Annotated in this window: 1 pseudogene; it reads right to left on the reverse strand. The window is 58.5% G+C overall.

Annotated features, from left to right (window positions below):
• Nucleotides 1–84: 84 nt before the first annotated feature.
• Nucleotides 85–754: pseudogene (locus NRB16_RS28810) on the reverse strand (helix-turn-helix domain-containing protein); the annotation flags it as partial.

Here is a 754-nt window from a genome sequence, read left to right on the forward strand (position 1 = left end):
TATCAAGAAGAACTTCTGGAATCCCGCGCTTTTGAACTGGACCCGCTGGAGCCTTCCGACGACGCTACCGAACTGTGAGGGGCGTCAGGCGCTTTGACGCTGGCTGCGGCGAAACTCTCCCGGAGTCTGGCTGTTCCAGCGTTTGAAGGCGCGTTGAAAGGCTTCGGCCGAGGCGAAACCCAATAGATACGCGATCTCGCCGAACGCCAGTTCAGTGTCGCGGATGTAAGTCATCGCCAGATCACGGCGTGTGTCATTGAGGATGGTGCGAAAGCGGGTGCCTTCATCGGCCAGTTTTCGGCGTAGCGTCCAGGTCGGCAGCTTGAGCCGTGCTGCGATTTCCTCCAGATCCGGTTCCCTTCCACCGTTCAATAACGGTCCCAACAACTGAATGATGCGCTCACGCAGGCTGCGGGTGCGGGTCAGCTGTTCCAGTTCCTTTTCACACAATTGCAGCAAGTGTTGCCAAGTGCTTGGGCAATGGTCGGGATTGCGCAGCGCGAGGCTGGCCAAAGAACACCGGGTTGTCGCTCATGAAGCTGTAATCGGCGGCGTAGTCGGGCGCTTCGAATTCGATCTCGACCCGCTGAGCGCGCAAGGGGCTGGCGGCCAGGGCAGACAGGTTGCTGATCCAGGCACAGAGGATCGAGTCCACCACGAAGCGGTTATAGGCGTTGTAAGGGCTGATGGAGTAGAAGCGCAGCCAGGCACCTTCTGCATCTTCATGAAAGCTGGACTGACCACGATAGTTGGA

It is taken from the genome of Pseudomonas sp. LJDD11, assembly GCF_024584215.1.
GTDB lineage: Bacteria > Pseudomonadota > Gammaproteobacteria > Pseudomonadales > Pseudomonadaceae > Aquipseudomonas.